This window comes from Salegentibacter mishustinae, assembly GCF_002900095.1.
Taxonomy (GTDB): domain Bacteria; phylum Bacteroidota; class Bacteroidia; order Flavobacteriales; family Flavobacteriaceae; genus Salegentibacter; species Salegentibacter mishustinae.
Genome location: NZ_LLKN01000002.1, coordinates 866501 through 889703 on the forward strand (window position 1 = coordinate 866501; position 23203 = coordinate 889703).

The following is a 23203-nucleotide window of genomic DNA, read 5'->3' on the forward strand; positions in this document are numbered from 1 at the left end:
AAAAAAACAAATATAATTTTTCCGCTTCAGCCTGCAAAGCAAGCCGGTTTTTATTAATTTTTAGATTCTTCTTTTTCAATTTCAGCTTCATCCTCATCGGTATCTATAATTTTCATTGCCGGCTCCTTTAAAGTTTCCTTATTAGCAATATTCTTTTCAAGGGAAAGCAACAAAGAAGGTAACAATAATAAATTAGCAAGCATTGCGAAAAGTAAGGTTGCCGAAACGAGTCCGCCAAGAGCTACAGTTCCACCAAAACTACTGATCATAAATACTGAAAACCCGAAAAACAGCACGATTGAAGTATAGAACATACTCACGCCGGTTTCTCGTAAGGCCGCATAAACCGAACGTTTAATTTTCCAATTATTGGCTTTTAGTTCCTGCCTGTATTTCGCTAAAAAGTGAATCGTATCATCTACCGAAATCCCGAAAGCGATACTAAAAACAAGGATCGTAGAAGGTTTTATTGGAACCCCTAAAAAGCCCATCATTCCCGCTGTTACTAACAGTGGCAACAAGTTAGGAACCAGGGAGACAATTATCATCCTAAATGATCTAAACATCCACGCCATAAGCAGGGCAATTAATAAGATGGCCAGGGAAAGGGAGATCACAAGATTTTTTACCAAATAGTTAGTTCCTTTCTGGAAAATAAGAGCCTTCCCAGTCATAGAAACTTCGTAGCGTTCTTCAGGAAAGATCTTATTGATCTTTGGCCAAAGATCTTCTTCCAAATCCTCCATTTTGTCGGTACCCACATCCTTCATATAAGTGGTGATCCTGGCGTATCTGCCGGTACTATCTACATAAGAGCTCAATAAGTTATCGTTTGAAGAAAAGCCTTTAGCGTAAGGCATAATGAAATTTTGTTCCTGGGAACTCGGTAATTGATAATATTTAGCCTCGCCGTTATAGAAAGCCTGTTTAGAATATTTTACAAGTCGTGTTACCGAAATAGGTTGGGAGAACTCTGGAATTTCGGCAAGATGATTTTGCAGTTCTTCCATCCGCTTGAGCGTAGCCGATTTTAGCACGCCGTTTTTCCGTTTTGTATCTACCAAAATTTCTAAAGGCATCACGCCGTCAAATTCCGCTTCAAAGAATTTAATATCCTGAAAAAACTCTGCATTTTTTGGCATATCTTCCAGTAGACTTCCTGATATTTTTATGGTATAAATTCCAATTATACTCGCTACCAGGAGCATAATTGAAATTATATAGATGCTAATGCGATGATGCCTTACCATTTGCTCCATCCAGTTCACAAAACCACTAATCCAGCGCTTATTAAGGTGTTTTAGGTGTTTGCGTTTCGGCATATTCATATAACTGTAGATAACAGGAATTATCAATAAGCTTAGAATAAATATGGCAACGATATTAATGGAGGCCACAATACCAAATTCCTTCAATAAAGTACTATCGGTAAGTATAAATGTTGCGAAGCCCGAAGCCGTGGTAATATTGGTCATTAAGGTGGCATTTCCCACTTTAGTAATTACACGTTGTAATGATTTTGCCTGGTTACCGTGTTTCTTTATTTCCTGTTGGTATTTATTTATCAGGAAGATGCAATTAGGAATTCCTATTACAATAATAAGCGGCGGAATAAGGGCCGTAAGCACGGTAATTTCGTAATGCAGTAAACCAATTACTCCAAAGGCCCACATAACGCCAATGCAAACCGTGATCATTGAAATAATAGTTGCTCGAATAGATCTAAAAAAGAAAAAGAAAATGAGTGAGGTAACCGCCAGTGCTGCAAGAATAAAAAGCCCAATTTCGTCAATAATATTTTGGGCATTTAATGTTCTTATATAAGGCATCCCGGAAACTTTTACATCTATGCCTGTTTTTTCTTCAAAATTGATGATAAGTGGCTGTAACTCTTCTAAAACAAAGGTTTTGCGCTCTTTAGAGTTTACAATTTCCCTATTCATATAGATCGCCGACTGTACCGTATTAGAATGAGAACTATAAACCAGGTTTTCGTAAAAAGGTAATTGGTTATAAAGCTCGTCTTGATATTGCTGAAGTTCTTCTTTAGTAGGGTTTTCTTCAGAAATAAAAGGAACCATTTCAAACCGGCTGGGATCTTCAAACTTTTTTAGCTGTTGAAGGTTACTAACAGAAATCGCATATTCTACTGCAGGATATGCCTCTAGTTTTTTGGTAAGTTCTTTCCAGGCCTGGAAGTTTTCAGGTTGAAAAAGCGTGGAGTCTTTAACTCCCAGAAGCACAACATTTCCCTCTTCTCCAAATTTGTCTAAAAACTCGTTATAGGCAATATTATCTTCGTGATCGTCTGGTAACAGGTTAGCTTCTGTATAAGAAAAGCGCATATTTTTCCACTGGGTAGAAAAAAACACTGTAGTGGCAACAATAAGTAGAAGTATAATTATCCTATTACGCAAAATTAATCGCGCAATCGAGTTCCAGAATCCGAAACTAAAAATCTTGGCCATGAGAAGGGTTTAAGCGAGCGCAAAGGTATAAAAAGGAAGCCTATTTATCAGGCTTTAAGAGATTAAAGTAGCGCCGACTTAAATATCTAAATGAAAAGTAAATTTAAAGGCGAAATTTTCATCAAAGGTAGGCAAACTGTAAGGTCCGTAGCGATAGGCAGCTCCCAGGCCAAATCCTAAAATTATCTTTTGTAATTCTATACCAAATTCGTGATAACCTTCTTTTAAACTTTTAAAAGGAATACTATGCCTTTCGGGATTACTAATATCTCCAATGACGTGACGCGAGATAAAAACCAGTTCCGGCTGAACTAACCGGTGAATATTTATAGGTCTTAATTGATGCTTAATATGTAACATCGCTTGCTTATCACTAAAAAATTCATTGTAATACATGGTTTCAAAACTGCGTCTTCCTGCTACTGAAAACCTGCTGAGAATACCATTCCGACTGGGACTGTTGGGTAGAGAATGAAATAAATGTGTAAGCGGAACTTCGCCTGTGGCATAATTACCTTCAAGGATGATTTCGGTTCTTGATTGGTTAAGTCTTTTTATTTCGTGTTCTACCAAAAGTCCAAATTTGGTATAATCGAAATCTCCACCAAAAACTCCGGAAAACCCTTTCGTGATCTGTCCTGTAAATTTAGGATAGCCTTTTTCTATTAATTTAGTAGCATTTGGTGTCTTTAAAAATTTAGCAAATGGTCGCCATAAGAAAGAAAATGTAGCTTCTGAAAGGATGTATTCAGAAAATTCCTGGCCGTTTAAAAGAAAACTATAATCCCGGGTTTGACTAATATCACTTTTAGAAAGCCGAAATTCTGTTTTGAAATCTGAACCAAATCTATGTGTTAAGCCACTACTTATGGTACGATGCTCGTAAAAGAAATTAATATTTACAAAACGTGGTTCTACAATAGAAAATTCATTTTTTCCCTGTAAATAATGGAAGCTTCCGGTTTCTACAATATCCCGGGTATAATTGAATTTGAGATCGGTTTCGGTTGCTTTATTAAGATAAATTGAAGTCCCTAAATTATATTTAAAAACTTCATCTTTTGTACCATAAACCAAATAGCCGTTTAAACTGAAATCATCTGAAATCTGCTTATTGGTTTTTCCGCCAAAGCCTAATCTGATTCCTTCGTAATTATTGAATTTAAAGAATTTTCCCAGTGAAAAATCCCAAAAACCAACGGGATAATATCCAGAAGAGATCGAATTTTTAAAGCTAATCTGCTCTTCAATTTCTTTTTCTTTTATAAGCCGTTCGGCTCTTTCCTGGGTAATTTTATTTTGATTGCTTAAGGCTTCAGTTCTATTTTTCTGCCAAAAATCCTCCAAGCGGGACTTAGCTTCGGGTATTACCACAATTTCTGCTGAAGTATTCAAGCTCTCTTCAGAATTCAACTGAATATCAAAATTGGTGCTCGTGGTGGTTAGGTATAAATTAGGATCTGTCTTTCCCGGGGCGAGAATATTATTAAGAATTGATTCTTTCTTCTGCAGCGTTCCGGAAGAGATCATGCCGCCGAAGATTGAAATAGATTTGCCGCCATTTCCCGGACGAATTGTTGTTTTTTGCGTTTTTGGAAACCATAATTTTTTTTCAGGAAAATATTGATATTCCTGGTCTATTTCCAGTTTTACCGCTCCTAAAAGTTGTGCTTTTGCCTGCTGAATTGCGTAAGATTGGGTGTCTAAATAAAGTATTCCTTCTAAGCCTGCGACCGCGCGTTGCCTTTTTGGTTTAAAATAGATAACATAAGCCGGCCGGGCAGAAGAAGTGGTATCAAGAATTTTAAAATCGTAATTTTTAAATGACGATTTCTCAAGCGGCCCTGCGTAATCGGTCTCAAAAATATTAAAATCTTTATGGTAAAGCGAAAACGGATTTACAGAAAGGGAAAGGATCTCATAAACGGGTTTTTCAAATCCCGCATTTTTTAAAGCTAAAACCTCTTCTTTTAAACCTTGTTTTTGGGAAAAATAAAATCTGGATATTTTTTCAGAAAAATAGCTGGCTCCCGAATTTATAACAGTGCTTAATTCAAAATTAGTACTGTCGCTCTGCATTTCAAGTTTATTGGCTTCATTATCTATTATAAACTTGTTATAGTTTTTAAAGTTGAAACTTTTTAATCTTTTTTCAGGATCGTTTTGCGGTTTAAGCGCAATAGCATTTTTAATAATGGCTTCAGGTTTATTTTTTTCAGAAGAAATAGTTACAGGCTTAAGCGCTTCGATCTTTGGCGTTAATTTAACCCTAATGTATTCTACCTCTTTTGAAACTGTAAATTTTTGAGGTTCAAAGCCTATATAGGAAAAAGTAAGTTCGGTTTTGTCTTTTGTTAGGTTGAGAGAAAAACTACCATCTATTTTACTTAGATTTTCTTTATTCTCGTATTCCATTTTTGCGTAGGCAAGGGGCTCACCGGTTTGCTCATTTACAATCCTACCTTGAAGTTCTTGCTGGGCAAAGCTAATGCCTGAAAAAAGCAGAAAAATAAGCAAGAACGAATAACGCATAGGTTTTTCTGGATTTTAAACAATTTTGATGAAGCCTAAAATAAAGGAGGCTGTTTGAGAAACTTGTTTTCGTCAAGCTTTCCCGACACTTCGGGAGTATTTATAGCTTCTAGTTTAGATCCTGAAACCAGTTCAGGATGACGATTTTAAAATTCTTCAAACAGCCTCTAAAATAACAAGAGAAAATGACTTTCTATTATATAGTCATAATTTCTTTTTCCTTGTTTTCAAGGATAGAGTCAATACGTGTAATATGAGCATCGGTTAATTCCTGAACCTCATTTTCAGCATCTCTAAGTAAATCTTCAGAAATATCAAGTTTCTTTAATTCGTTGTTAGCCGATTTTCGGTCGTTTCTTACTCCAATTTTAGCATCTTCCGCTTCGGCTTTTGCTTGTTTTGTAAGTTGTTTACGGCGCTCTTCAGTTAAAGGTGGTACGTTTATAATTACACTCTCCCCGTTGTTCATTGGATTAAAACCGAGGTTTGCCATCATAATTCCTTTTTCAATATCTTTAATAAGACTTTTCTCAAAGGGCTGAATAGAAATAGTTCTGGCATCTGGTGTATTCACATTGGCAACCTGTTGAAGCGGTGTTTGAGCTCCATAATATTCTACCATTACACTACCAAGCATTGCCGGGTTGGCTTTACCCGCCCGAATGTTTTGCAATTGTTTCTTTAAGTGATCAATCGCCTTTTCCATATTTTCTTTGGCGGTGTCTATAATAAATTCAATTTCGTCTTCCATTTTTAAAATATTAGTTGAGCGTAATAAAACTTTATAAATTAACTTTTGTTCCTATTCTTTCGCCGGTAACTACTTTTAGAAGGTTTCCGGGAGTATTCATATCGAAAACAATAATTGGCAGCTCGTTTTCCTGGCTTAGGGTAAAAGCAGTGGTGTCCATTACTTTTAGACCTTTTCTAATCACATCATCAAAAGAAATAAAATCGAACTTCGTCGCTTGCTTGTCTTTTTCAGGATCGGCATTGTAAATTCCATCTACGCGGGTTCCTTTTAAGATAACATCGGCGTGAATTTCAATAGCTCTTAAAACTGCAGCAGAATCTGTTGTGAAATAAGGATTTCCAGTTCCTCCTCCAAAGATCACCACACGGCCTTTTTCTAAATGGCGAATAGCTTTTCTTCTAATAAAAGGTTCGGCTACTTCATTTATTTTTACGGCAGATTGTAACCTGGTTTGTACATCGGCATCTTCCAGGGCGCTTTGTAAAGCAAGCCCGTTAATAACAGTGGCAAGCATTCCCATGTGGTCGCCCTGCACGCGATCCATTCCTTTGCTGGCCCCGGCAACACCTCTAAAGATGTTTCCGCCACCAATAACTATGGCTACTTCTATTCCTTTATCGGTTACTTGTTTAATCTCTTCGGCATATTCTGCCAAACGATCGGGATCTATGCCATATTGGCGCTGTCCCATTAATGCTTCTCCCGATAATTTTAAAAGTATTCTTTTGTACTGCATAGTCTTTTTGTAGTGATTGGTGCAAATATAGGTAATATCTTAAACTGAAAAATAACATATTCACAATCAATCTTCCGCTAATTACTAATTTTTTTATTCGATAATCAAGATTTAAATATTCGGGGCCTTGCTTCGAAATCAAAAAAATCATTTTCTGACTAATGGATTTATCACCTGATAATTTAATAAAGAGAAAGTTGGAATTCAGTTAAAATTATGGGAGGATTTTTTCAGAATGTCAGCCAGGGTTTATGAATTGAAATGGCGAGGTTTTTGCTACATTTGAATTAATAAAAATCGATAAACTATGTTAGGATATTATATAATTGCCGGGCTCATTTTTATAGTGAGTATGTATGTGAGCAATAAACTGAAGAGTAAGTTTAAAAAATACTCTAAAGTGCATTTGCAAAACGGAATGAGTGGAAAGGAACTTGCCGAAAAAATGTTGCGTGATAACAATATTAATGATGTAAAAGTTATTTCTACACCTGGGATGCTTACCGATCATTACAATCCTCAAAAAAAGACTATTAACCTTTCTGAAGGTGTTTATAGTCAAAGAAACGCGGCTGCAGCAGCTGTGGCAACGCACGAAACCGGTCACGCTATTCAGCATGCTAATGCTTATAGCTGGTTAACCATGAGAAGCCAGTTGGTGCCGGTGGTAAGCGTGGCTTCAAGATTTTCACAATGGGTAATTTTTGGAGGATTAATCTTAATGGCCACTACGGCTATAGGAAGCACCGTTTTACTTATTGGAATTATTATGTTCGGGATGGGAACTTTGTTTAGTTTTATAACTTTACCCGTAGAATATGATGCGAGTAAGCGCGCTTTAGCCTGGTTAGAAACCGAAAATATGGTTTCGGGCCAGGAACACGAAGCCGCCGAAGACTCCTTAAAATGGGCCGCAAGAACTTATGTGGTTGCCGCAGTTGGTTCTTTAGCTACTTTACTTTACTTTCTTAGTATTTATATGGGAAGAGATTAATACTGAAATTGTTTCTTCGGAAAATTATAAAAAGAAAACCCGCTTCAGCTGAAGCGGGTTTTTTATTTCGTATAATTAGAAAAGCCTTTATTCGTCAAACAGAACTAGTTTCGGCTTCTAATATGTTTTGATAATCAAAAACTTAGATCCTGAAATAAATTCAGAATGACGATGTAAAAGGAAGCTTAATTCCAGAAATATTTTTGCTAAAAATCTATTCCGGGCGTTTATCTCTAATTTGTGGGATACGCTCGTCTAGCAATTTAAGTCCAAGACCATCGGTTCCCATAAGGTCGAATAACTCAAGCGCACGGCGCATGGTTTGTTCTTCTTCCATTTGTTCCTGGATAAACCAGTGTAGAAAATATTCTGTAGTATAATCGTTTACCTTTCGGCATTTTCCTACCAGGTTATGTATTGATTTGGTGATAGCTATTTCCTGGTCTAAAGCGGTTTCAAAGATTTCTTCCAAAGATTTAAAATCGTGGTTTACACCACTAACTTCAGGAGAAAAAGCAGTACCGCCGTTATCGTTAATATATCTAAAGATCTTCATCATATGCTCTCTTTCTTCGGCAGCCTGTTCGTAGAAAAAATCTGCGCTATAAGAAAGGGCGTTATGGTCACACCAGGATGCCATTGCTAAATAGGCTGATGAGGAGTGTGCTTCTTTTTCAATTTGTTTATTTAAAAGATCCATGACATCTACATGGATGCTTAATTTTTGTCTTACTAAATCTTTCATTGGTCATTTTTTATAAAATTAGCCAAATAGCAAGTAAGAACCTAATTGCGAATTGAATTTAGAAGTAATCTAAAGTGAAGAAATTAAACTGAAGTAGCGAGCAGTGAATTGAGTTCAAGCATAGCAAAAGTTCCTGTAATGAATTCTTTTAGATCTATGCATTCTAGAGTATTAAACAGGAAAAAATGCTGACGGTTGCAAAGCATAAGCATTTCCATCCCGTGAATGTTTTGCCCGTTAAAATGTGATTCCAGGTCAATTTCCTTAACCTGTTGCCTAAAAGCCAGCAACTGGCAAAAACCAAGCTTAATGGATTTATGCGGAAACTCAATGAAAAAGCATCTTTGCTTATCGCACTGATAAGAAATAAAGAATTGAGACTGGTGTAATACTTTCATCTTGCGGCAAAATTAATTCTTATTTAGAATAAATCCAAAGAATTAAATTTTGATTTGCCTTTTTATTTGTTGATTTAACGAAATAAAAGTTTCTGTTCGCGAAACGCCCTCTATAGCCTGAATATTTTTATTTAAGACATTCATTAAGTGCTCGTTGTCTTTACATAAGATCTTTATAAAAATAGACCAGTTTCCAGTAGTGTAATGGCATTCTATAACTTCTGGGATTTGGCTAAGTTGCTTTACAGCTTGCGGGTTGCTAACCGCTTTATCTAAATAAACCCCCACAAAGGCCATGGTTTTATAGCCAAGCAAGCGGGGGTTAATCATAAGTTTTGAGCCTTCAATTAAACCGGCTTTTTCCAATTTTCGTAAACGTTGATGAACTGCCGCGCCGGTAATTCCAATATTCCGGGCAATTTCAAGGATAGATTTCTTAGCATCTTCCATTAAGAAATTTAAAATGGTCTTATCTATACCATCTATAACTACATTTTCGTTTACAACTTTCATTGGGGGTGGTTTGTTTAATTAAAAAGCTAAAGTAGGAAATTGAATTCAAAAATTTAATTTCCTACTTCGCCAAACGGATTGTACCCTAAATATTCAGTTTCGGTTTCTTTGAAAATAATATCGTGTTTTTCTAATTCTTTCAAGATAGGTCCATAAACTTCTTTCTTTATAGGAAGCTGAACGCCCGGTGTGGTTATTTCACCTTTTAAAATTTTTAAAGTGGCTATCGCAACCGGAAGTCCTACGGTTTTAGCCATAGCAGTTTCTTTTTGATCTTTCCCAATATGTACCATGGTGGCATCTATTTGTTTTTTCTCGCCATTTAGTTCATAACCGAATTTATGATACATCACGATCATATCTTTATCATCTGCCGCAAGGCTCCATTTATCCATTAATATTTTTTGAAGAGCCTGGGCTGGAGTGGCTTCTTTAATGCCAATCTTTTTGTTTTTGTTGAAGATATCTAGCTCCAAAAGCTTCTCCCACATAAGATCGTCCTGATCTATCTTTAAATTATGCCGAAGTTTAAGCTCAACGGTATCTGTAGGAGAGTAAGGAAGAAACGAATTTACAAAATCACGATAGCTCATATCTTCTGAATCTTTAATTGTAAAGCTATCATCTGTCATTCCCAGTTGCACAAACATATTCCAAGCCCGGCTGAAACCAACTCTTCTAATTGTCCCACGATAAAGTGTAAGTACATCTTCCAGGCCGTAAATACTCATATAATCTAATGAGTTTCTATTGGCGTAACCTTCAAATTTTCCATAACCTTCTACTTGTAAAAGTTCTGTTCTTCTAAACAGTCTATGATATGGAATGTATTTGTATTTACCTTCCTGGATAAATTTGGCAACACCACCCTGGCCTGCAACGACAACATTTCTTGGGTTCCAGGTGAATTTATAGTTCCAGAGGTTGGTATCACTTTCTGGGGCAACGAGGCCGCCGGTAAAGGATTCGAATAAGAGCATTTTTCCACCTTTATCGCGAATTCGGTCTATTACCTGCATGGCACTCATATGGTCAATGCCGGGGTCTACCCCAATTTCATTCATAAATATGAGTCCGTTTTCCTTTACTTCTTCGTCTAAAGTTTTCATTTCTTTGCTTATGTAAGAAGCGGTTACCATATTTTTTTTGAATTTCACGCAGGCCTGGGCCACTTCAATATGAAACCTCGCCGGAAGCATAGAAATTACGATATCGGCGTTTTTAACCGCGTTCTCCCTGCTTTCTGCATTAAAAATATCAAGGTGAAATGCTTCACAGCGACTTTTATTTCCGCAGGCTTTTTTAGCATTTTCCAGATCAATATCTCCAATTTTTAAAAATAGATCTTCTGCCTCGGCTTTAGACAAAAGGTGGTCAATTAGGACGGAGGTAGATTTTCCCGCCCCTATTATTAAGATTTCTTTCATAAAATAAATTAGTTTTGTGTAGTGGTTAACGAATGTATTAAATCTTTAACTCATAAAAAATAACCTAAATGAATAGGAAATTTTTAATAACCGGAGCGATTTTAGGACTTTTAGCGGTAATAATTGGGGCTTTTGGTGCACATGGCTTAAAACCATTATTAGATGAAGCAGCCAGCGATTCTTTTGAAACCGGGGCGAAATACCAAATGTATCATGCCTTGTTGTTTCTTTTAATAGGAGGTTTTAGACTGGAGCCATTTCGCTTTCAAAAACCTATTTTTTTCTTACTATTATTTGGAGTGATTTGCTTTTCTGGCTCAATATATTTGCTAGCTACTAATAATTTAACACCTATAGATTTTAGTGGAATTGCATTGGTTACCCCGCTGGGAGGTACGCTATTAATAGCGGGGTGGACTTTTCTACTGCTCGAATTCATAAAAATAAAGCGGAAATAATTTAAGAAAGTTTAGCAGTTTATCTCTATAAGATTTATAATTTTGTACCCATAAACAAACCACACACTTTAATTTTATGGACGTACATACCCAAACTACGAAAACGATTTCGCTAGAAAATTACGGAATCAAAAACGCAAGGGTACATTACCAGTTATCTCCTGAAGAACTTCATTATGATACCATCGAACATGGCCTTGGAACTGAAACAAATTCTGGCGCTTTGGCAATTAATACTGGAGAGTTTACCGGGAGATCCCCAAAAGATCGCTTTATAGTAAAAGATGAGGTAACTCGCGAGAAAGTTTGGTGGGGAGAGATCAACATCCCTTTTGATCCAGATAAATTTGACAAGCTGTATGCTAAAGTTGCAACATATCTTTCTGGGAAAGAAATCTATGCACGAGATGCTTATGCTTGTGCGGAAGATAAATACCGCTTAAATATTAGGGTGGTAAACGAATATCCCTGGTCTAACATGTTTGCTTATAATATGTTTTTGAGACCCGAAGAAAAAGAGTTGAAGAACTTCCAGGAAGATTGGTTAATCCTGAATGCGCCTGGTTTTAAAGCAGATCCTAAAGTAGACGGTACCAGGCAAGAGAATTTTGCCATTCTTAATTTCAGCAAAAAAATTGCTTTAATTGGTGGCACCGGATATACCGGCGAGATCAAAAAAGGAATTTTTTCAGCTTTAAATTTTATACTTCCGGTAGATAGAGATACCCTACCAATGCATTGCTCGGCAAATGTTGGGGAAGATGGAGATACCGCGATATTTTTCGGCCTTTCCGGTACGGGTAAAACTACGCTCTCTGCAGACCCAAATAGAAAACTAATTGGAGACGATGAGCATGGTTGGACCAAAGAAAATAAAATCTTTAATTTTGAAGGAGGTTGCTACGCGAAAGTGATTAACCTAACCGAAGAAAACGAACCCGATATTTACAGGGCTATTAAACCCGGAGCCATTCTAGAAAATGTTGTTCTGGATGACGAAGGCAATGTAGATTTTGCTGATACCAGCATTACTCAAAATACAAGGGTGAGTTATCCAATAGATCATATAGATAACATAAAGGTGCCTTCGGTAGGTGTAAATCCAAAAAATATATTTTTCCTTACGGCTGATGCTTTTGGAGTTTTGCCTCCAATAAGCAAACTTACACCAGGCCAGGCTGCATATCATTTTATAAGTGGATATACGGCTAAAGTGGCGGGTACAGAAGCTGGAATTAACGAGCCTTTACCAAGCTTTTCAGCTTGTTTTGGTGCTCCTTTTATGCCTTTACATCCTACGAAATATGCCGAGATGTTAAGTGCAAAAATGAAAGAAGCCGGCGTGAACGTATGGTTGGTTAATACCGGGTGGACCGGGGGAGCTTATGGTACCGGAAACCGAATGAAGCTTAAGTACACTCGTGCTATGATTAGCGCTGCGCTCAATGGAGAGCTGAAAGACGTTGAATATACCACTCATGAAGTGTTTGGCTTAAAAATGCCTGTAAATTGTCCAGATGTTCCTGCTGAGGTTTTAAATCCTAAAAAAACCTGGGAAGATAAAGCGGCTTATGATAAAAAGGCGGGAGAACTTTCAAGCTCCTTTAAAAAGAACTTTGAAAAGTTTGAAGAATATGCCAATGATGAAATTATGGCCGGCGGGCCAACTTCCTCATAGCATTGTTTTTAATTAGTTAATTGAATCAAAAAAATCCGGTACATATTCGTACCGGATTTTTTAATGGAAATATATAAATGGAAGGTAATCTTAAATCACTGGGTGAAGTTTAAAATGCTTCTATAGGTTATTTCTTATTTGCTTCAGCAATATATTTTTGCAATGCCATCGTCATAGATGGAGTATCTGGTGTTGGCGCCTTGATGTTTACGGTTAGTCCGTGTTCCTTAGCTGCCTTTATAGTAGTGTTTCCAAACACCGCTATTTTAGTTTCATTCTGTTCAAAATCTGGAAAATTTTCGAATAGTGATTTAATACCGCTTGGGCTAAAGAAAACCAAAATATCATAAGTTACGTCACGCAGGTTAGAAAGATCGCTTACTACAGTTTTGTAAAATGTAGCCTGCTTCCATTCAACGCCTAATTTATCCAGGGTTTTAGGAACATCTGGCTTCAGCATATCAGAAGATGGTAATAAAAACTTCTCGTTCTTATATTTCTTAATAAGTGGAGAAAGATCGGCAAAAGTTCTTTTGCCAACATAGATTTTCCGCTTGCGGTAAACTACATATTTCTGTAAATAATAGGCTACAGCTTCACTCAAACAAAAATATTTAAGGGTATCTGGCACCTTAAACCTCAATTCCTCGGCAATTCTAAAAAAATGATCTACGGCATTACGGCTGGTAAGGATAATAGCTGAATACTTAGTAAGATCTACTTTTTGCTGGCGTACTTCTTTAGAAGAAACACCTTCTACGTGGATAAAAGGGATGAAATCAATTTTTACTTTTTGTTTTTCCTCAAGCTCAAAATAAGGAGAATTCTCTACTTTAGGCTCGGGCTGGGAAACCAAAATTGTTTTCACTTTCATATATCAATACTTTTATTTGATCCTTTTTTTAAATTGTAATTAGCTTGTACAAAATAATATAAGGGGCAATTTCGAGAGCGCAAAGGTACAAAATAAAATAAAACCAATTACCTGTAATAAGACTTTGATTTTTTCTGTAAATCAATAACAGGCTAAATATATTGGTTAGGACTAAAATACCCAATAGACTGTATAGGGTAAAGGCAGTAGGAGTAAAGGTATAGATGAATATTAAACTGGGAATTAACAAAATAAGTCCTATAAAATTGCGGTAACTTATTTTTTGGTATAGGTAAGAATCTATCTGTGCATCTAAATCAAAAACGTTCCCAACTATTTTTTCCAGGCCAAATTTAAGTAAGACAAAACTAGCATAAGCAGTGGCGATTCTTATAAAGAGGAAGACCGGTTCTAAAGAAGATTCTTCCCAGAAGTAATTAAAAAACAGATAAAAAAGCAGGGAAAAAGAGATGAGATGAACAAAGAAAAGCAAAATGTTAAAAGGATGAAAAGCTTTGTTCTTCTTTCCCCTAAACATCATAAATTTGTTTGAAGTAAGCAGTGAAAGAAAATCTTCGAAACGCTGTGGATATGCGGTTTTCACAATGGCTAATAGCAAGAATGCACCCATTAAAGTAAGGGTGATCCAGTCTAGTGAATTAATATGTCTTTCTACAGCTTCCAGGATTAAATTTTTTATGCAAATGTATAATTATTTTGAGGTTAAAACTTGAAGATTAAGCCGGGAAACGAAGATTTAAAATGCCTACATTTGTGCAAAAATTGGTAAGATGGTAAAGGGGATAGTCATTGTACCCACCTTTAATGAAATTGAAAACATTGAGAGACTGGTTAGAAATGTGTTTTCTCAACAAAAAGAATTTCATATTTTGGTGGTAGATGATAACTCTCCAGATGGTACCGCAACCCGTGTAAGAACATTGCAAGCTGAGTTTCACGATAATCTTTTCCTGGAAGAAAGAATGGGAAAGCTTGGTTTGGGAACAGCTTATATTCACGGTTTTAAATGGGCGCTGCAAAGGGATTACGAGTATGTTTTTGAGATGGATGCCGATTTTTCTCATAATCCCAACGATCTTGTTAGATTGTTCAATACCTGCAAAAGGAACGATGCCGATGTGGCTATAGGTTCTCGCTATGTTACGGGTGTTAATGTGATTAACTGGCCTATGAGTAGGGTTTTGTTATCCTGGCTGGCATCTAAATATGTAAGATTTATTACCGGAATGGATATCCATGATACCACGGCCGGTTTTGTTTGTTATAAACGAAAAGTGCTAGAGACAATAGATTTGGATAGTATTCAGTTTGTAGGTTATGCTTTCCAGATAGAAATGAAGTTTAAGGCATATTTGCTGAAATATAGATTAGAAGAAGTTCCCGTGATATTTACAGATAGAACCCGGGGAACTTCAAAAATGAGTGGCTCCATAATTTCTGAAGCTATTTTTGGGGTAATAATAATGAAGATTAAAAGTCTTTTTAAGCAGATTAAATTGAAATGAAGAAGGTCTTAATCAAGAACGCGAAGATTGTAAATGAGGGTAAAATTACTGAAGCCGATGTTTTTATTGAAGGTGGCATAATTGTAGAAATTGCCGAAAGCATTAGCGCTAAATCTCCAGATGTACAAATCTTTGATGCTGAAGGCACACACTTGCTGCCCGGCGTGATAGACGATCAGGTGCATTTTAGAGAACCCGGGCTAACCCATAAGGAAAATATAGAAATGGGTTCTCGCGCGGCAGTTGCCGGAGGAATCACTTCTTTTATAGAAATGCCTAATACCATTCCACAAACTACTACCATAGAAAAACTGGAAGAAAAATTTAAGTTGGCTGAAGCGAAATCTTATGCCAACTACTCTTTTATGTTTGGTGGTACTAATGATAACCTGGAAGAAATTCTAAAGGTAGATCCAAAAACTACCGCAGCTTTAAAACTGTTTTTAGGTTCTTCCACCGGAAATATGCTGGTAGATGACGAAAAGGTTTTGGAGCAGATCTTCTCTAAATCTCCATTGCTTATCGCGGTGCATTGTGAAGACGAAGAAACGATACAAAAAAATCTTCAGGAATACACAGAGCGTTATGGTGATGATATTCCAATTGAAGAGCATCCAAATATAAGAAGCGAAGAAGCTTGCTATAAATCTTCTTCCCGTGCAGTGGCTTTAGCTAAAAAGACCGGGGCAAGATTGCACGTTTTTCACGTTTCTACAGAAAAGGAACTGAGTTTATTCAGCAACAAGAAAAAGCTTAAAGATAAAAAGATCACTGCAGAGGTTTGTATTCACCATCTTTGGTTCAATGATTCCGATTATAAGAAAAAAGGAACTTTGATTAAATGGAATCCTGCGGTGAAAACCGAGAAAGATCAGGAAGCTTTAATGAAAGCTTTAAATAACGATTTGCTTGATGTTGTGGCTACAGATCACGCCCCACATACTAAGGAAGAAAAGAAGAATGTTTATACTAAAGCTCCAAGTGGAGGCCCGCTGGTACAGCATTCCCTTGCTGCAATGCTACAATTCTATCATCAGGAAAAAATTTCTTTAGAGAAGATTGTAGAAAAAATGTGTCATAATCCAGCTATTTTATTCCAGATAAAAGATCGCGGATTTATTAGAGAAGGTTATAAAGCCGATTTGGTACTGGTAGATCTAAACGCGCCCTGGTCGGTGCAACCAGATAATATTCAGTATAAATGTGGCTGGTCTCCTTTTGAAGGCGTGACCTTTAAATCTCGAGTAACGCACACATTCGTGAATGGAAATTTAGTATACAGGAACTTCAAGCATCAACCATTTGCAAAAGTGGCAGAGCGTTTGCAGTTTGATAGATAATATGTTTAAAAAAATCATTTTACTTTTTAGTCTCACCGTGGTCTTTGTCGCGTGTCAGGATATTGAAAAATCTGAAAAGCCGGAAGATCTTATTTCTGAAGATAAAATGGTAGATGTAATTACTGAGATTTCCCTGCTCCAGTCAGCTAGAAATTTTAATAAGCGTATTTTTGAAAACACCGGGATTGAAGGCCAGGAATATGTTTTTGAGAAATATAATATAGATAGTCTTCAATTTAAACGCAGCAACGATTATTACGCTGATAATTATGAAATTTATCAGCGTATTTATGACAGTGTAAAACAGGGCTTTGAAAGAATGAAAGTTAAGCTGGATACTCTTCAAAAGAAGGAACAGCGGCTTAAAGATTCTATTGCTGAAGCTAAACGGGACTCTTTAAGGAAAGTGAAAGATTCTTTAAATCCTAAAGAGCAGCGGGAAATTGAGAGAATTTCAGATTCTATTATAAACGAAAAAGATTCGCTAAATAATTTGGTGAAAGATAGCCTTCCTAATCCAATGTCCAGGAATTAAGCCTTATCTTTTTTATAGCATTTAGCCGTTTCAGCAATTACTTTTTGCATGGGCGTAAATTCAAAACCAATACTTCCTTTTATTTTTTCATTATTATACACGGCATGTTGAAATAGGGTATTTACCGTATTTTTCGTGATATTCCTTTTTGCGCCAAAAAATCCACCAATTTTCTGAAAGAACCAGCCAAACCAGAGCATCCATTTTTTTAAGGATTTTTGGGGTTTTGGTTTGCCCAATTCGGTTGCTGTTAGCTCAAAAACAGTTTTAAAACTAAGATTTTCTGAAACTAAAATATAATCTTCATTTGCAATCTCAGCCTGCATAATTTTCTGCATCACGTCTACTACATCTTTCACGCCCACGAACCCGGCAATTTTAGGGAAGTGGTAATTCATTCCCTTGTCAATTTTTGAGAAGATTTTGCCGGTACCTTCTTCCCAAAACCCGGGACCAATAATTACTCCCGGTTTTACAATTACGGTTGGAACTCCTTCCTGCGTACCTCGCCAGGTTTCAATTTCGGCACCATATTTAGAAATTGCATAGTCGCTATGGTCGTCTTCAGGATTCCACGTGCTACGTTCGTTAATTTCTTTGTTGTTTAAGCTTTTTCCAAGCGCAGCAACACTACTTACATAACACAATTTCTCAACTTTAAAGGCAATACATAGGTTTACGATTTTTGCGGTACCTTCAATATTAATTTTTCTAAGTTTTTTATCATCTGCAGGATCAAAAGAAACCAGGGCTGCACAATGATAAACATATTGTATGTTTTTAAATGCTACGTTGAGTTGAGGTATGTTGGTAATATCGGCTTCAAACCATTCAATTTGTTGGAATAGGCTTTTGGCTTCTTCAGTAGAAGTATAATAGTTGAAAACGTGCTCAACCGCCGCGAGGTCGCTGTTTTTTCGATGAAGGGCTCTAACTTTTTTGCCGGCTTTTAATAAATTCAGCAATAAATGTGAACCTACAAGTCCGGTGCCGCCTGTAACTAAAATCATGTGGTAAATATACCAAAACCACTTAGGAAAAATAAGAGTTTATGGTATCTTTACTCGATAGTGGAGATTTAAATCTCCGAAATTTTCCAACAAATCAAAATATTATTTAGTAATAGAGCCTCGCGGACTTGCTTCGAGGTATTTTACTATTATTTTTGCTTAAAATTACTTGAATTATGAATAAGAACTTTGTAGAAGAATTAACCTGGAGAGGCATGTTGCACGATGTGATGCCGGGCACCGAAGAACATTTAAAAGAAGGAATGCGCGGCGCTTATGTGGGGATAGATCCAACAGCCGATTCGCTACATATTGGCCACTTAGTGAGTGTAATGATGCTTAGGCATTTTCAGCTTTGTGGGCATAAACCTTTTGCATTAATTGGTGGTGCTACGGGAATGATTGGTGATCCTTCAGGAAAATCTGCAGAACGAAATTTGCTTGATGAAAAAACTTTACGTCATAACCAGCAGTCTATAAAAAATCAACTTTCTAAATTTTTGGAGTTTGGGAAGGAAGAGGAAAATGCTGCGGTAATGGTTAATAATTACGACTGGATGAAAAATTTCAGTTTCCTGGAATTTATTCGCGATGTAGGGAAGCACATTACCGTAAATTATATGATGGCGAAAGATTCGGTTAAAAAGCGTTTGTCTTCTGATGCTGCCGAGGGAATGTCGTTTACCGAATTTACCTACCAGTTAGTACAAGGTTACGATTTTCTGCATTTGTTCAGGGAAAATGATTGTACCCTGCAAATGGGCGGAAGCGACCAGTGGGGGAATATTACTACGGGAACCGAAATGATTAGGCGTGTGGCCAATGGAAAAGGTTATGCTTTAACCTGCCCCTTAATTACAAAAGCCGATGGTACTAAATTTGGGAAAACCGAAGGCGGAAATGTTTGGTTGGATCCTAAGCGTACCTCGCCTTATAAATTCTACCAGTACTGGTTAAACACCAGTGATGTTGATGCTGAAAAATATATTAAGATCTTTACCTTATTAAGTAAAGCTGAAATAGAAAAAATTGTTGAGGAGCATAAAGAAGCACCTCATTTACGTGCGCTTCAAAAAACTTTGGCTGAAGAAATTACCGTGATGGTGCATTCACAAGAGGATTATGAAAATGCTGTAAAAGCTTCTGAAGTACTCTTTGGTAAAAGTACCGCTGATGATTTAAAATCTTTAGACGAGGCTACTTTTTTAGACGTTTTTGAAGGTGTACCTCAAGCTGAAATTGCCAAAGCTGAAATAGAAAATGGTTTGGATATGATTGGAGCTTTATCGGCTAAAACCAATTTCTTACAATCCAACGGTGAAGCTAGAAGGGCGCTTAAGGAAAATTCTGTTTCTGTAAATAAAGAAAAGGTAAAAGAGGATTATACTATTACCGCTAATGATCTTATTAATGGTAAATACGTAATTATTAATAAGGGAAAGAAGAATACTTATATTATTAGAACGGTTTAGTTAAAAATACAAAGCCCCGTAAACAGGACGTTTGCGGGGCTTGCAACTAACTAACCAATCTAATATGAAAAAATTTCACTTAGCCGTAAGAATCAATTCAATTTATTCAACATTCTTCTTACATATACTAAGTCGATAGAACTCCTGAAAATTTACAGGCTTTAGCATATTTTAACTATAACGTGCTGATATTTAGTTTTTTATTAGCTAATGTTTAGAGAGTAATTGTTATAGGATTAAAAGGTTGCATCCCCGAATATCGCTATTATCAAATCTTCCAAGAATTTCTGTGCTGTCATCATTTATTTGTCTAGCTAAATCTTGAGTTGCGATAAATGAACAAGAGTTAAAATTGGCCAGGTCTATCACGTTTATGCCACCAGTCTTGTGTTTTGGGAGATAAACAAGGGCATCTTCGGGATCACGTATAAGAATTTTCATCCACGGCGGAGTTTCAAAAACTCCGTTGCCTTTAGAATAAGATTGCGAAAGTAATTCGGTCATTCCATATTCACTATGGATTTTGTTTACTCCAAATCCTTCGGTAAGAATTTGATGCAATTCTTCCCTAATCATTTCTTTTCGACGGCCCTTCATTCCGCCGGTTTCCATAATTGTGGTGTTTTTTAAGTCGAAATTGTAAGTTTCTACTAAATTCAGTAAGGCGAATGAAACACCCAGGAGAAGAATCTTCTTCCCGGTTTTGTCTAATTCTTTAAGTTTATGTTGTAAAGCTTCAAGGTCATCTAAATAAAAGCCGCTTTCGGGATGTTTGCTGCGCTTTATTAAACTATCGGCCATATAGATTAGCGAAGAGCCCCGGCGTTCTAAATAAGAAGGTAGCAAGGCCAGAATAACTATTTCCTCAGGATTTCCGTAGAAAATTTCAAAAGCCTTTAAAAAGCTTTTTTCATATACATTTAGGTCGGTTACGTAATGTTTGCTGGTAGCAGAACCGGTAGTGCCGCTGCTGGTAAAAATTATCTCAGGAGTTTTTTCGGAAGAAATAATTTTCTTCTTTTTAAAGAATTCTATAGGTAGAAATGGAATCTCTTCGACCCTGGAAACGTTTTTCGGGTTTCGTTTTAATAATTGGCAAAATTCGCGGTAAACAGGATTGTGTTGAAACTGATAGGAAAAAACTTCAAGAGTAATTTCATTAAAATCTTTCTGAGTAGAAATATTAAAAATTCTTTCAGCTAACATTCTTATGGAAATTTAGAAAAGCGAAGTTAAGAAATCTAAGATATGCCTTATGGGTATAAGTTTATCTTACCACCAACTTTCTTGTAGCGGTAGCTTTTTCTTCTTTAATTTTTAAAATGTAGATCCCTGCGCTTAGGTTAGAAACATCGAGCTCTCTTCCCCTTAACTTAGTGCGTTGAACAGGTTTTCCTAAAACATTATAAATCTGGATATCCTTTTCTTTATTGTTGGAAGTGCTGATATAAACTTTCCCGTTGGTTACCGGGTTTGGATAAATAGATAGGCCCTCTATGGGAATTTCGGTTTTATTCCCCGAGCTAGTAGTCTCCTGGGCATAAACTGCGTTTGGCGCAGAAAATGTGAGGAAAACAGCTATTATGAAACTATAGAAGTAGTATTGCTTCATTCTTTTTTCTAGAGGTTTTTACAAACTTACGATAAAAATTCAAAAATCTTGCCAGATTTATTGTGCATTAAGTATTAATTTTTTACTAAAAAAAGGCTGCCTGTGAGGGCAGCCTTTTTGAGCTAAATCATTATTAAATAATACTACAAATTACTGTACCCAGCTAAACATTTCAGCATCTACAGTGGCTTCCGTTTCGTAAGCAACTTCTAAGCTTGCGTCTTCACCTTCAATCTGGATTCCAGAAAGATCTGTTCTTCCTTCCTCGGCAATATCAATTGCAGTGTCGTAACCTGAAAGAGAAAGACCTGTTATTGTAGCTCCAGATTGTGCTTTAAATTGCAACGCAATTCCTCCGGTTTCTGAAACTGCAGTAAAATTCTCAACAGTAGGATTTCCATTTACCCCATCAGCTTCAATCGCGGTTGAAAAATTTGGAATAGTATGGTAAACATAAGTGTTGGTTACCGAACCATTCCAGCCTTCTGTCCAGTCTACAGCATCATCTTCATTATTTTCTAAATAAAGATTGGTCGCTGATACAGAACCTCCAAAAAATTCAACGCCATCATCAGAACCGTTTAAGATCGCAATATTTTGAATGTTTGTTTCAGATCCAACTGCATAAAGCGAAAGACCGTTGTATTGTGATTCTGAATTAATTTGAGCTCCAGCATCAGATAGTATAAGGTATTCAATTGACCCTGAGTTGTCTTCAGGATTATCTCCTCCGTAGATAATTCCACCTACTTCTGCAGTAGCATCAATTCCGGCAGTAGTTTCGGCATTACCTGCAATTACAAGTCCGCCCCAGCTTCCTGCAACACCAGAGGTAGAAGACATTACCACTGGGTTATCTTCTGTTCCTTCAACATTAATCATTGCTCCTTTTTGAACAACAATATAAATGCTGGTTCCTTCTGTGTTATTATCACTTCTTGCAGTAATTTTAGTTCCTGCAGGAATTGTTAAAGTTGCACCTTCTTCTACAGAAACCACACCGTTAATTATATATTCTGAATTTGCGTCTAAAGCAAGATCTGTATCAATAGTACCTGGAAGTACAGAAACATTTCCACGATTATCAACCCAGTCAAACATAGAAGGATCTACGGTTTGAGCTTCAGAATAATCCATATCCAACTCTGCGGTAGCACCGTTTAATTGAATTCCAGAAAGGTCTGTTCTGCTTTCTTCAGCGATATCCAAAGCGGTATCATATCCTGAAAGGGAAAGGCCATTAATAGTTGCGCCAGATTGCGCTTTAAATTGTAAAGCAACTCCACCGGTAGAAGAAACTGCAGTAAAGTTCTCGATAGTTGGATTTCCATCCACACCATCAGCTTCAATTGCAGTAGAGAAATTTTCGATACTGTGCAGTACATAGGTATTGGTAACTGTACCATTCCAACCTTCTGTCCAGTCTACAGCATCATCTTCGTTATTTTCTAAATAAAGATTGGTAGCTGAAACAGAACCTCCAAAGAATTCAACTCCATCATCAGAACCGTTTAAGATCGCAATGTTTTCAATAGTTGTTTCAGATCCAACTGCATAAAGGGAAAGCCCGTTGTACTGTGATTCTGAGTTGATTTGTGCGCCGGCATCAGAAAGTACAAGGTACTCTATAGAACCAGAATTATCTTCAGGATTGCTTCCACCATAGATAATTCCACCAACTTCTGCGGTTGCATCAACACCGGCTGTAGTTTCAGCGTCACCTGCAATTACAAGTCCACCCCAGCTTCCGCGCTGACTATTAGAAGATCTCATGATTACCGGGGCAGAAGATGTTCCCTGGATGTCTATCATTCCCCCTTTTTGAACTACGATGTAAACACCTGTAGCATCTTCGTCGGTATCTGCAATAATCTCGGTTCCTGCAGGGATGGTTAAGGTAACTCCCGGTTCTACCGAATAAACACCTGTAAGATTGTAGGTTTCGCTTCCATCTAAGGTGCGATCTTCCTCAACACTACCGTTAAGAACAGTTCCTTCAGGGGTTGGGGTTGGATTGTCGTCGTCCAGCCTTTCAAATTCATCATCAGAGCTGCAGCTCGTGATTGACACACCTAGTGCCAGGGCTAAAGTTGGTAAAAATTTGGTTTTAAACATTTTCATAATTTAGGTT

General features: G+C 36.9%; 21 protein-coding genes. 7 read left to right on the plus strand and 14 right to left on the minus strand.

Going from position 1 to position 23203, the window contains the following annotated elements:
- Nucleotides 1–53: 53 nt before the first annotated feature.
- The 4 genes from APB85_RS06795 to pyrH form a co-directional block, all read right to left on the minus strand.
- On the minus strand, nt 54–2468 hold the full coding sequence (locus tag APB85_RS06795; RefSeq protein WP_057482576.1) for an efflux RND transporter permease subunit: 2415 nt from the start codon (nt 2466–2468) through the stop codon (nt 54–56).
- A gap of 78 nt (nt 2469–2546) precedes the next feature.
- Complete coding sequence (locus tag APB85_RS06800; protein WP_057482577.1) at nt 2547–5000, minus strand: DUF5686 family protein; 2454 nt, start codon at nt 4998–5000, stop codon at nt 2547–2549.
- A 196-nt stretch (nt 5001–5196) separates the two neighbouring features.
- Nucleotides 5197–5751 carry a ribosome recycling factor gene (frr, locus tag APB85_RS06805; RefSeq protein WP_057482578.1) on the minus strand — a complete coding sequence of 185 codons (555 nt, stop codon included), beginning with the start codon at nt 5749–5751 and terminating at the stop codon, nt 5197–5199.
- A gap of 31 nt (nt 5752–5782) precedes the next feature.
- Nucleotides 5783–6490, minus strand: coding sequence for a UMP kinase (gene pyrH, locus APB85_RS06810; RefSeq protein WP_057482579.1), 708 nt, complete (start codon nt 6488–6490; stop codon nt 5783–5785).
- Nucleotides 6491–6797: 307 nt separating this feature from the next.
- On the opposite strand from pyrH, the gene APB85_RS06815 reads away from it, so the two are divergent.
- Nucleotides 6798–7484: a zinc metallopeptidase gene (locus APB85_RS06815; protein ID WP_057482580.1), complete on the plus strand. Its 687-nt coding sequence runs from the start codon at nt 6798–6800 to the stop codon at nt 7482–7484.
- Between the two features lie 214 nt (nt 7485–7698).
- On the opposite strand, the gene APB85_RS06820 is transcribed toward APB85_RS06815, so the two are convergent.
- The 4 genes from APB85_RS06820 to APB85_RS06835 form a co-directional block, all read right to left on the minus strand.
- Nucleotides 7699–8229: a ferritin gene (locus APB85_RS06820; RefSeq protein WP_057482581.1), complete on the minus strand. Its 531-nt coding sequence runs from the start codon at nt 8227–8229 to the stop codon at nt 7699–7701.
- 83 nt (nt 8230–8312) lie between these two features.
- Nucleotides 8313–8627, minus strand: a complete 315-nt coding sequence (locus tag APB85_RS06825) for a hypothetical protein (protein WP_057482582.1) — start codon at nt 8625–8627, stop codon at nt 8313–8315.
- 42 nt (nt 8628–8669) lie between these two features.
- Nucleotides 8670–9140: an Lrp/AsnC ligand binding domain-containing protein gene (locus APB85_RS06830; RefSeq protein WP_057482583.1), complete on the minus strand. Its 471-nt coding sequence runs from the start codon at nt 9138–9140 to the stop codon at nt 8670–8672.
- Nucleotides 9141–9193: 53 nt separating this feature from the next.
- On the minus strand, nt 9194–10567 hold the full coding sequence (locus APB85_RS06835; protein WP_057482584.1) for a saccharopine dehydrogenase family protein: 1374 nt from the start codon (nt 10565–10567) through the stop codon (nt 9194–9196).
- 68 nt (nt 10568–10635) lie between these two features.
- On the opposite strand from APB85_RS06835, the gene APB85_RS06840 reads away from it, so the two are divergent.
- The gene (locus APB85_RS06840; RefSeq protein WP_057482585.1) at nt 10636–11025 is read left to right on the plus strand and encodes a DUF423 domain-containing protein; all 390 of its coding nucleotides are present in this window, start codon (nt 10636–10638) and stop codon (nt 11023–11025) included.
- Nucleotides 11026–11101: 76 nt separating this feature from the next.
- Complete coding sequence (gene pckA / locus APB85_RS06845) at nt 11102–12703, plus strand: phosphoenolpyruvate carboxykinase (ATP) (protein WP_057482586.1); 1602 nt, start codon at nt 11102–11104, stop codon at nt 12701–12703.
- Nucleotides 12704–12830: 127 nt separating this feature from the next.
- On the opposite strand, the gene APB85_RS06850 is transcribed toward pckA, so the two are convergent.
- Both APB85_RS06850 and APB85_RS06855 read right to left on the minus strand, forming a co-directional pair.
- Nucleotides 12831–13577 carry a uroporphyrinogen-III synthase gene (locus APB85_RS06850; protein ID WP_057482587.1) on the minus strand — a complete coding sequence of 249 codons (747 nt, stop codon included), beginning with the start codon at nt 13575–13577 and terminating at the stop codon, nt 12831–12833.
- 28 nt (nt 13578–13605) lie between these two features.
- Entirely contained in the window at nt 13606–14283 is a 678-nt protein-coding gene (locus tag APB85_RS06855; protein WP_317039038.1) for a DUF4271 domain-containing protein, read from the minus strand.
- A gap of 85 nt (nt 14284–14368) precedes the next feature.
- Here APB85_RS06855 and APB85_RS06860 point away from each other — a divergent pair, with 85 nt between their 5' ends.
- Genes APB85_RS06860 through APB85_RS06870 form a run of 3 tightly spaced genes read left to right on the plus strand, consistent with a single transcriptional unit; the run spans nt 14369 to nt 16978 of the window.
- Entirely contained in the window at nt 14369–15103 is a 735-nt protein-coding gene (locus tag APB85_RS06860) for a polyprenol monophosphomannose synthase (RefSeq protein ID WP_057482589.1), read from the plus strand.
- On the plus strand, nt 15100–16443 hold the full coding sequence (locus tag APB85_RS06865) for a dihydroorotase (RefSeq protein WP_057482590.1): 1344 nt from the start codon (nt 15100–15102) through the stop codon (nt 16441–16443). Before APB85_RS06860 ends, APB85_RS06865 begins: the two co-directional genes overlap by 4 nt.
- Nucleotide 16444: 1 nt before the next feature.
- Complete coding sequence (locus tag APB85_RS06870; protein WP_063870600.1) at nt 16445–16978, plus strand: DUF4296 domain-containing protein; 534 nt, start codon at nt 16445–16447, stop codon at nt 16976–16978.
- Here the strand turns inward: APB85_RS06870 and APB85_RS06875 are convergent.
- Nucleotides 16975–17988 (minus strand): NAD-dependent epimerase/dehydratase family protein, encoded by a 1014-nt coding sequence (locus tag APB85_RS06875; protein WP_057482592.1) that lies wholly within the window; start codon nt 17986–17988, stop codon nt 16975–16977. The two genes, APB85_RS06870 and APB85_RS06875, sit on opposite strands and share 4 nt — an antisense overlap.
- Before the next feature lie 176 nt (nt 17989–18164).
- On the opposite strand from APB85_RS06875, the gene tyrS reads away from it, so the two are divergent.
- Nucleotides 18165–19460, plus strand: a complete 1296-nt coding sequence (tyrS, locus tag APB85_RS06880) for a tyrosine--tRNA ligase (RefSeq protein WP_057482593.1) — start codon at nt 18165–18167, stop codon at nt 19458–19460.
- A gap of 228 nt (nt 19461–19688) precedes the next feature.
- On the opposite strand, the gene APB85_RS06885 is transcribed toward tyrS, so the two are convergent.
- The 3 genes from APB85_RS06885 to APB85_RS06895 form a co-directional block, all read right to left on the minus strand.
- Nucleotides 19689–20666 carry a LuxE/PaaK family acyltransferase gene (locus tag APB85_RS06885; protein ID WP_057482594.1) on the minus strand — a complete coding sequence of 326 codons (978 nt, stop codon included), beginning with the start codon at nt 20664–20666 and terminating at the stop codon, nt 19689–19691.
- A gap of 61 nt (nt 20667–20727) precedes the next feature.
- Nucleotides 20728–21072, minus strand: coding sequence for a T9SS type A sorting domain-containing protein (locus APB85_RS06890; RefSeq protein WP_057482595.1), 345 nt, complete (start codon nt 21070–21072; stop codon nt 20728–20730).
- Between the two features lie 150 nt (nt 21073–21222).
- Nucleotides 21223–23193, minus strand: a complete 1971-nt coding sequence (locus APB85_RS06895) for a hypothetical protein (protein WP_057482596.1) — start codon at nt 23191–23193, stop codon at nt 21223–21225.
- Between the last annotated feature and the right edge of the window lie 10 nt (nt 23194–23203).

Bases quoted from the DNA above. Each gene is read 5' to 3' on its own strand.
- APB85_RS06795 (WP_057482576.1), bottom strand. From the start codon at position 2,468: ATGGCCAAGATTTTTAGTTTCGGATTCTGGAACTCGATTGCGCGATTA.
- APB85_RS06800 (WP_057482577.1), bottom strand. From the start codon at position 5,000: ATGCGTTATTCGTTCTTGCTTATTTTTCTGCTTTTTTCAGGCATTAGC.
- frr (WP_057482578.1), bottom strand. From the start codon at position 5,751: ATGGAAGACGAAATTGAATTTATTATAGACACCGCCAAAGAAAATATG.
- pyrH (WP_057482579.1), bottom strand. From the start codon at position 6,490: ATGCAGTACAAAAGAATACTTTTAAAATTATCGGGAGAAGCATTAATG.
- APB85_RS06815 (WP_057482580.1), top strand. From the start codon at position 6,798: ATGTTAGGATATTATATAATTGCCGGGCTCATTTTTATAGTGAGTATG.
- APB85_RS06820 (WP_057482581.1), bottom strand. From the start codon at position 8,229: ATGAAAGATTTAGTAAGACAAAAATTAAGCATCCATGTAGATGTCATG.
- APB85_RS06825 (WP_057482582.1), bottom strand. From the start codon at position 8,627: ATGAAAGTATTACACCAGTCTCAATTCTTTATTTCTTATCAGTGCGAT.
- APB85_RS06830 (WP_057482583.1), bottom strand. From the start codon at position 9,140: ATGAAAGTTGTAAACGAAAATGTAGTTATAGATGGTATAGATAAGACC.
- APB85_RS06835 (WP_057482584.1), bottom strand. From the start codon at position 10,567: ATGAAAGAAATCTTAATAATAGGGGCGGGAAAATCTACCTCCGTCCTA.
- APB85_RS06840 (WP_057482585.1), top strand. From the start codon at position 10,636: ATGAATAGGAAATTTTTAATAACCGGAGCGATTTTAGGACTTTTAGCG.
- pckA (WP_057482586.1), top strand. From the start codon at position 11,102: ATGGACGTACATACCCAAACTACGAAAACGATTTCGCTAGAAAATTAC.
- APB85_RS06850 (WP_057482587.1), bottom strand. From the start codon at position 13,577: ATGAAAGTGAAAACAATTTTGGTTTCCCAGCCCGAGCCTAAAGTAGAG.
- APB85_RS06860 (WP_057482589.1), top strand. From the start codon at position 14,369: ATGGTAAAGGGGATAGTCATTGTACCCACCTTTAATGAAATTGAAAAC.
- APB85_RS06865 (WP_057482590.1), top strand. From the start codon at position 15,100: ATGAAGAAGGTCTTAATCAAGAACGCGAAGATTGTAAATGAGGGTAAA.
- APB85_RS06870 (WP_063870600.1), top strand. From the start codon at position 16,445: ATGTTTAAAAAAATCATTTTACTTTTTAGTCTCACCGTGGTCTTTGTC.
- APB85_RS06875 (WP_057482592.1), bottom strand. From the start codon at position 17,988: ATGATTTTAGTTACAGGCGGCACCGGACTTGTAGGTTCACATTTATTG.
- tyrS (WP_057482593.1), top strand. From the start codon at position 18,165: ATGAATAAGAACTTTGTAGAAGAATTAACCTGGAGAGGCATGTTGCAC.
- APB85_RS06885 (WP_057482594.1), bottom strand. From the start codon at position 20,666: ATGTTAGCTGAAAGAATTTTTAATATTTCTACTCAGAAAGATTTTAAT.
- APB85_RS06890 (WP_057482595.1), bottom strand. From the start codon at position 21,072: ATGAAGCAATACTACTTCTATAGTTTCATAATAGCTGTTTTCCTCACA.
- APB85_RS06895 (WP_057482596.1), bottom strand. From the start codon at position 23,193: ATGAAAATGTTTAAAACCAAATTTTTACCAACTTTAGCCCTGGCACTA.